The organism is Moraxella sp. CTOTU49097 (genome assembly GCF_032064105.1).
GTDB lineage: Bacteria > Pseudomonadota > Gammaproteobacteria > Pseudomonadales > Moraxellaceae > Faucicola > Faucicola osloensis_B.
In genome coordinates this window covers 20,698-28,347 of record NZ_DAMBOA010000019.1, presented here as the reverse complement: position 1 = coordinate 28,347, position 7,650 = coordinate 20,698, and the positions used below count along the sequence as shown (strand labels likewise).

7 protein-coding genes are annotated in these 7,650 nt (G+C 43.3%); 1 reads left to right on the top strand and 6 read right to left on the bottom strand.

The window, feature by feature from the left end:
* Together RT064_RS09380 and leuS are read right to left on the bottom strand one after the other, a co-directional pair.
* The coding region (locus RT064_RS09380) for an LPS-assembly lipoprotein LptE (protein WP_313063033.1) at nucleotides 1-544 on the bottom strand (544 nt) is incomplete at its 3' end.
* A 118-nt stretch (nucleotides 545-662) separates the two neighbouring features.
* Entirely contained in the window at nucleotides 663-3,323 is a 2,661-nt protein-coding gene (leuS, locus tag RT064_RS09375) for a leucine--tRNA ligase (protein ID WP_313063032.1), read from the bottom strand.
* A gap of 95 nt (nucleotides 3,324-3,418) precedes the next feature.
* Here leuS and RT064_RS09370 point away from each other — a divergent pair, with 95 nt between their 5' ends.
* Nucleotides 3,419-3,772, top strand: a complete 354-nt coding sequence (locus tag RT064_RS09370; protein ID WP_313063031.1) for a Spx/MgsR family RNA polymerase-binding regulatory protein — start codon at nucleotides 3,419-3,421, stop codon at nucleotides 3,770-3,772.
* A 90-nt stretch (nucleotides 3,773-3,862) separates the two neighbouring features.
* Here the strand turns inward: RT064_RS09370 and ccoP are convergent, their stop codons facing one another.
* From ccoP to ccoN, 4 genes are read right to left on the bottom strand one after another with little or no spacing between them, the layout of a single operon-like run.
* The gene (gene ccoP / locus RT064_RS09365; RefSeq protein WP_313063030.1) at nucleotides 3,863-5,041 is read right to left on the bottom strand and encodes a cytochrome-c oxidase, cbb3-type subunit III; all 1,179 of its coding nucleotides are present in this window, start codon (nucleotides 5,039-5,041) and stop codon (nucleotides 3,863-3,865) included.
* Nucleotides 5,038-5,211 carry a cbb3-type cytochrome oxidase subunit 3 gene (locus RT064_RS09360; protein WP_065252991.1) on the bottom strand — a complete coding sequence of 58 codons (174 nt, stop codon included), beginning with the start codon at nucleotides 5,209-5,211 and terminating at the stop codon, nucleotides 5,038-5,040. Before RT064_RS09360 ends, ccoP begins: the two co-directional genes overlap by 4 nt.
* Nucleotides 5,211-5,828: a cytochrome-c oxidase, cbb3-type subunit II gene (ccoO, locus tag RT064_RS09355; RefSeq protein ID WP_472776713.1), complete on the bottom strand. Its 618-nt coding sequence runs from the start codon at nucleotides 5,826-5,828 to the stop codon at nucleotides 5,211-5,213. Before ccoO ends, RT064_RS09360 begins: the two co-directional genes overlap by 1 nt.
* 10 nt (nucleotides 5,829-5,838) lie before the next feature.
* Nucleotides 5,839-7,311 carry a cytochrome-c oxidase, cbb3-type subunit I gene (gene ccoN / locus RT064_RS09350; protein ID WP_312276957.1) on the bottom strand — a complete coding sequence of 491 codons (1,473 nt, stop codon included), beginning with the start codon at nucleotides 7,309-7,311 and terminating at the stop codon, nucleotides 5,839-5,841.
* Nucleotides 7,312-7,650 lie beyond the last annotated feature (339 nt).

Below are 7,650 nucleotides of genomic sequence, written 5' to 3'. Positions count from 1 at the left end.
CTTTGGTGATTTTTGGAAGGCTCAGTGCGACATATTGGTCAGCAATACGCTGCGCAAGGTTGTCATACAACCATACTTTAATTTGCTCAGCTTGGGGATTGTCAGTGGCTACCACGCCTTGGTCATACTGATAGCTGCGCTGTACTTGAATCGTATTGGTCAGCGTGCGGGGTTGACCATTTTCAATGGCGCGATAGCTCACCTCTGCGCTTAGTACCATACGAATTTCGGTCAAAATACCGCGTAGCTGGTAGTTTTGCAGGCGAATATTTTTGACTTCAATACTGGCAGGCAAGGTGGCATTTGATTGGTTGGTTGCATTTTTATCAATCACCCTATCTTGAGTGTTAATGCTCATCTGGTCCAGTTGTTTTTTTAACGAATTTTTAATCGCATAGGCTTCAGGCGTGTTGTTAAAAATCAGCTCAGTGGTTGGGATATTCTGTGACATGGGCGCGTCATACCCGCGTAGATGAAAACCACAGGCAGGTAGCTGCGTCAGAAACACACTGCTTAGGAGGATACGAAGTAATGGCTGATTCATATAGTTACCTGTCTGTTAGTTACCCGTCTATGATTGTCGGTATTGCTTGTGATAACACTTTATTATGAAGCTTCAAGGTCAAAAAGGGCTTAGATTGCCAATAAGCCCTTATAATCAATTAGGCTTTCACCACAATATTGACCAATTTATTGGGCACCACGATTTCTTTGACAATATCGCCGGTGATAAATTTAGCGACGCTGTCGAGTTGTTTCGCTTCGGCTTTTAACCAATCGCTGTCACTGTTTGGCGCCACATCCATTTGACCACGGATTTTGCCGTTGACTTGCACCACCATGGTAATAGTGTCTTGTACCAAGGCTGAAGTATCAATGGCTGGATAGGTTAGCGTCATCACATCAATCCCTAACTCCTCAAGTAGGACTTCTGCCATGTGCGGTGCGTACATGGTGAGCAAGGTCAATAATGTTATGAGTGCTTCATTGGCTACCGCCAAATCGCTGTCTGAACGAATGTCAAACGCGGTGAGTTCGTTCGACAGTTCCATTAAAAATGACACAGGCGTATTGAGCGCCAAGTTTTTGCCAAACGCGTCATCTAATTTGCCGATAGTATCATGTGTTTTACGGCGTAGATTTTTAGCGGCTTTACTCAGCGACTGGGCGTCACTCACCGATAGCGTTGCTGCGGTTAAAGATTGTTGTGCCAAGGTTTCGCCATGCTCGATGGTATAACGCCAGACTTTTTTCAAAAAGTTATACGGACCTTTTAGCCCATCGTCAATCCATTCAAGCGTCTGGTCGACAGGCGCGGTAAACATGGTGTAAAGTCGAACCGTATCTGCGCCATATTGATCAATGGTCGCTTGTGGGTCGACACCATTGTTTTTTGACTTCGACATTTTTTCGATTTTGCCAATTTTGACAGGCTGACCATCGGCTTTTAAGGTCGCTTCGATGGGCTGACCTTTATCGTTGTAGCGGATATCAACTTCTTCTGGAAAGTAATAGGATTTGCTACCATCGGCATTTTCGCGAAGATAAGTACCCGCCAAGACCATGCCTTGGGTGAGTAAATTAGCAAAGGGTTCATCACCCTGCACCAAGCCTTCATCACGCATGAGCTTGTGGAAAAAACGCGCATATAGTAAGTGTAACACGGCGTGCTCAACACCGCCTACATATTGATCCACAGGTAGCCATTTATCGGCTGCGACTTTATTAATCATCCCATCAGTATAATTGGGTGAGGCAAAACGGGCGTAATACCAGCTTGATTCTACAAAAGTATCAAAGGTATCGGTTTCGCGTTTGGCAGGCTTGCCGCAGCAGGGGCAGTTGACATCGGTAAATGAAGCAAGATTTTTAAGTGGATTGCCACGTCCATCGGGCACCACATCTAAAGGTAATACCACAGGCAGCTGATTTTCAGGAACAGGTACTGTACCGCAGTCTGCACAGTTGATAACCGGAATTGGGCAACCCCAATAACGCTGACGAGATACCCCCCAATCGCGTAGCCGATAATTGATGGTTTTTTTACCCAAGCCTTTTGGCTCAAGTTGGGTTAAAATTTTGTCAAAGGCTTGTTTAAAATTTAAACCGTCTAACTCACCCGAGTTAATAGCCATGCCATTTTGCTTATCGCCATACCAGTCTTGCCAAGTCGTCGCATCAAACTGTTGACCTTGCTTGTGGGGTTCTTTTAGGTCAATCACTTGTTTGATAGGTAACTGGTATTTATTGGCAAATTCAAAGTCGCGTTCATCATGCGCAGGGACTGCCATGACAGCGCCAGAACCGTAGCTCATTAATACATAGTTAGCGACCCAAACCGGGACTTGCTCACCGGTCAACGGATGGGTGACAGTCAGACCCGTGTCCATACCCATTTTTTCAGCTTTGGCTAAGTCTGCTTCGGCAACTGAGCCTTTTTTGCAGGCTTCAATAAAGCTTTGTAAGGCAGGATTGGTCGCGGCAGCGTGTTTTGCCAGTGGATGCTCAGCTGCCACCGATACATAAGTCACACCCATTAAGGTATCTGGGCGGGTAGTGAATACATCTAAGGTTTTTTCTTCACCATTTAAGGTATAGGGAAAATGAATTTCCATGCCTTCAGAGCGACCAATCCAGTTGCGCTGCATGGTAATCACTTGCTGTGGCCAATGACCTTCTAGCTTATCCAAATCATTTAACAGCTCGTCTGCATAGGCGGTGATGTTAAAGTAGTACATGGGGATTTCGCGTTTTTCAATTAGCGCACCTGAGCGCCAACCGCGACCATCCACCACTTGCTCATTGGCAAGGACGGTATTATCAACAGGGTCCCAATTCACTGTTGAGAGTTTTTTGTATACCAAACCTTTTTTGAACAGTTGTACAAATAGCCATTGTTCCCACTTATAGTATTCTGGCGTACAAGTGGCAAATTCACGTGACCAGTCAATCGACAGTCCTAATGATTTGAGCTGTGCACGCATATTGTCAATGTTTGAAAACGTCCACGCAGCAGGGGCGACAGCGTTGGCAATCGCCGCATTTTCTGCAGGCATACCAAACGCATCCCAGCCCATTGGCTGCAACACTTCATAACCTTTTAACCGATAATAACGACTCAACACATCACTAATCGTGTAGTTACGCACATGCCCCATATGCAGCTTACCACTGGGGTAAGGAAACATAGACAGCAAATAACGTGACGGCTTATCAGATGCCGCATTATTTACTTGATAGCGATTTTGCTGTTCCCATTTTTGTTGTTGGGCAGGCTCGATAACTTGGGGTTGGTATTGACTGGTTAAAGCTGAATTACTCATAATGGTCTGAATTTGCAGTATTTGAATGGGAAAGTATTTTAAGCCCCATAGCATAGCCTAAAACCGTAAAAATTGCGATAAAAAAAGGAGCCAATATGAGCATCACCATCTACGGTATCAAAAACTGTAGTATCATGAAAAAGGCGTTTGATAAATTAACTGCACTGGGTTTAGAGTATGAATTTTTTGACTATAAAAAACAGGCGGTAGACAAACCGACATTAGCCAATTGGGTAAAGCGAGCAGGTATGGATAAAGTATTAAATACCAAAGGCACAACCTACCGCAACCTTAGCGATGCGCAAAAAGCCCAAATCAAGCAAGATGTGGATGCTGCGATAGATATGATGGAGGCTAAGCCAAGTATGATTAAGCGCCCGATTGTTGTCTCAGACAATGAGTTAATCATTGGTTTTGATGAAATTGCCTTTGAAAAACTAGGTATATAAAACTAGGCAAGTAAAGAGGGGCAAGGAAAAGTCAATCCGCAATAAAAAAGCGAGTAATTAAAACTCGCTTTTTTAAGTGGCGGGTAAAAATTATTTTACCGCGCTAGCAACCGCAGATTTTACCGCATTTGCAGTTTCAACTGGGGTAGAGGCTGCACCACGTTCTTTATTAACAACAGTGGTTGGCGTCATCACAGAAGCGTCTTGTTTGTGATCGCTTAAGGAATAAACATACGCTGCTAATAACATAATACGCTCGTTACCTAGTTTGGTATCCCAATGTGGCATCACACCGGCACGACCATTACGTATCGTCGTACGAACCGTTTCACGGTCGCCACCATATAACCACGTGTCATCCGTAAGATTCAACGCACCTACATCATGGTTACCTTTGGCATCTTTACCGTGACATACCGCACAGTTGGTATCAAAAATAGCCTTGCCTTGATTAACCAAAGTTTGGTTCAACTGACCATTTTCTTTTGAACCATGACCGGGTGATAGTGATAGTACGTATTCAGCTGCGGCGCGAACACCATCTTCACCAATCTGCGCTTTCCAAGCTGGCATACCACCAACGCGACCATGATTTAGGGTTAACAAGATTTTATCGGGTGTACCGCCATAAATCCAGTCATTGTCCGTCAAGTTTGGATAACCGGGTGCACCATGCGCTTGTGAGCCATGACACACTGAACAGTTTTGTAAGAACAAACGCTGACCAATTTTAATCGCTTGCGGGTCTTGAGAAAGTTTTAGAACGGCAGGTGCCAGTCCTACAATACCTTTATCAATCTGCGATTTTAATTCGGCATTCGGTTCTGCATTTTTAGCTTGCTGCGCTTGTAATTTAGCAAGGCTATCAATTTGTGCAGTTACCGCTTTGTCTTTTAAGATTTTATCATTGAACGTGCCAGTAAATACGGCATTATTGCGCTCAAGATCGGATGCTAATTCATTAGCACTGGTCCAAGGAACATCTTGACCATCTACTTTTACCGTAGTGATACCTTTCCACGAGCCTGGCATTACTGATGGGAACAATAGCATGTATAGTAGTGCCCAAGCTAATGTACCCCAAAAGATTGCTAACCACCATTTTGGTAATGGACGGTCAAACTCTTGGATACCATCGTATTCATGGCCTGTAGTACCGTCATCCGACATTTTTGGGCGATAACCCAATACACCGACTAACCAGCACAAAATCCAAGCCCAACAAGCGATGGAAAATAGGGTTATCCAAAAACTCCAAAATCCACTCATTTTTTATCCTTATTGCGTTGTGATGCTTCTGTTAGGTCTTCGTCATCTAACGCAAGTTTTGCATCTTCTTCAAATCGTTTGCGATTCTTTGGAGAGTAAGCCCACCAAACAATCGCAATAAAAGCGATAAACGCTGCGACCGTTGCGATACTGTGTAATGTGCCCAACATTAACGTTGACCTTTCATTGCAGTGCCCAGTTGTTGTAAATAGGCAACAACAGCATCAAGCTCAGTTTTACCTTGTACCGCATCAGGTGCACCTGCAATATCAGCATCGCTATAAGGCACACCGAAATGGTCACGGAAAAGACGCATTTTTGCTTGTACTTCGTCAGGGTTAACGTCATTTTTTGCTAACCAAGCAAATGATGGCATCACAGACTCAGGTACCAATGATTGTGGGTTAATCAAGTGTTCACGTTGCCAGTCATCAGAATAGCGTCCACCAACCCGCGCAAGATCAGGTCCAGTACGTTTGGACCCCCATAAGAAGGGATGATCCCAAGCGGATTCAGCAGCGCGCGAGTAAGGTCCATAACGTTCCACTTCAGCCCGAAGAGGACGAACCATTTGGGTATGACAGACGTGACAGCCTTCACGAATATAAATATCACGACCTTCTAATTCAAGTGCGGTCCATGGCTTCATATTAGGCAAAGGTTGGTTAACTTCTTTGGTATAAATCAATGGCACGATTTCTACCAAAGTCGCAAAACTAATAGCTACAACGATTAGGATAAGTAGAAGACCCGTGTTTTTTTCAATAATTTCATGATTGATTTGCATGAGTCTCTCCTTAAATCTGTTTTGCGGTAGCAGTTTCTACTACAGGGGTAGTGGTATCCGCTACTTCAACAGTTTTAGTGCTTGGCATCGTGATAGTTTTGTAGACGTTGTAAGCCATAACGACCATACCTGTGACATACAATAAACCACCAAATGCACGACCAATGTAAGGATAGTGCGAGAACAAGACAGTATCAACGAAACTATACACCAGCGTTCCATCTGGATTTGTAGCACGCCACATCATACCTTGACCAATACCTGAAATCCAAAGCGATACGATGTAGAAAATAGTACCTGCCGTAGCCAGCCAAAAATGCGTGGTGATTAAATCAGTTGAATACATTTTTTGTTTGTTCCAAATACGTGGAATCAATACATATAATGAACCAACCGTAATCATACCAACCCAGCCTAACGCACCAGAATGCACGTGACCTATCGTCCAGTCAGTATCATGAGAAAGCGCATTGACGGTTTTGATTGACATCATCGGACCTTCAAATGTTGACATCGCATAGAATGACAGTGCAACAATCAAGAAACGAATAATAGGGTCTGTGCGAAGTTTATCCCAGCTACCAGATAAGGTAAGTACACCATTAATCATACCGCCCCATGAAGGCGCAAATAAAATGATAGAGAATACCATCCCTAAAGACTGTGCCCAGTCAGGGAGTGCTGAATAGTGAAGATGGTGACCACCCGCCCACATATAAGACGCAATTAACGCCCAAAAGTGGATGATAGATAAACGATAGGAGTAAACAGGACGACCGATTTGTACAGGCACAAAGTAATACATCATACCCAAAAAGGCGGCTGTTAAGTAAAAACCTACGGCGTTGTGACCATACCACCATTGCACCATAGCATCAGTCGCACCGCCAAACAAGGAATATGACTTCCAGAAGCTCAGAGGGATTGACATACTATTGACAATATGGAGTAACGCAATGGTCAAAATAAATGCAGCAAAGAACCAGTTAGCAACGTAGATATGCGAGGTTTTGCGTTTCAATAACGTACCAAAAAACACAATAGCATAAGATATCCACACCACGGCAATTAAAATGTCAATGGGCCATTCAAGCTCAGCATATTCTTTCGCTGAGGTTAAACCCAAGGGTAGGGTAATAATTGCGCCAACAATAACAAGATTCCACCCCCAAAAGGTGAACCAGGCTAGATAAGGTGCGAATAAACGCGTTTTACACGTTCTTTGAACGATATAATATGAAGTTGCGAATAACGCACAACCACCAAATGCAAAAATCACCGCGTTGGTGTGCAATGGACGCAAGTGGCTAAATGTTAGCCAAGGGATACCAAAATTGAGGGCAGGCCATGCCAATTGTGATGCAATGAACACCCCAATTGCCATACCGATAATACCATATACTACCGCCATGATTGAGAACAACTTAATGATGTCCACTTCATAATCATCGGTAATAGGTATTGCTGTGTTTTGTAAATTCATTCGATGATTTCCTTTACAGCCTATATTATCAACAAGTTTAAGCAGAAATCTCCTTTGTGCCTGTCAATAAAACTATCCGGTCAGAGGCGTTGGCGCTAGTTATTTTTTTATAAGATAGGCTAACTGTTTAGTGGCTAGTTTCACGATGAATTTTAAAGAAATTAGCGGCTAAATCTTGACGCAAAACAGTAAATTTACAAGCAGTAAAATAGGCTCAAACTCACGATTCTCACCAAGTATTGTAACTTAATCTTTGCTAAATATCATCTAATGTAACGTTCATAGCGCAAAAAAAAATTACATACCAACCATTATAATATGAAAAATAAAAAAAACCAT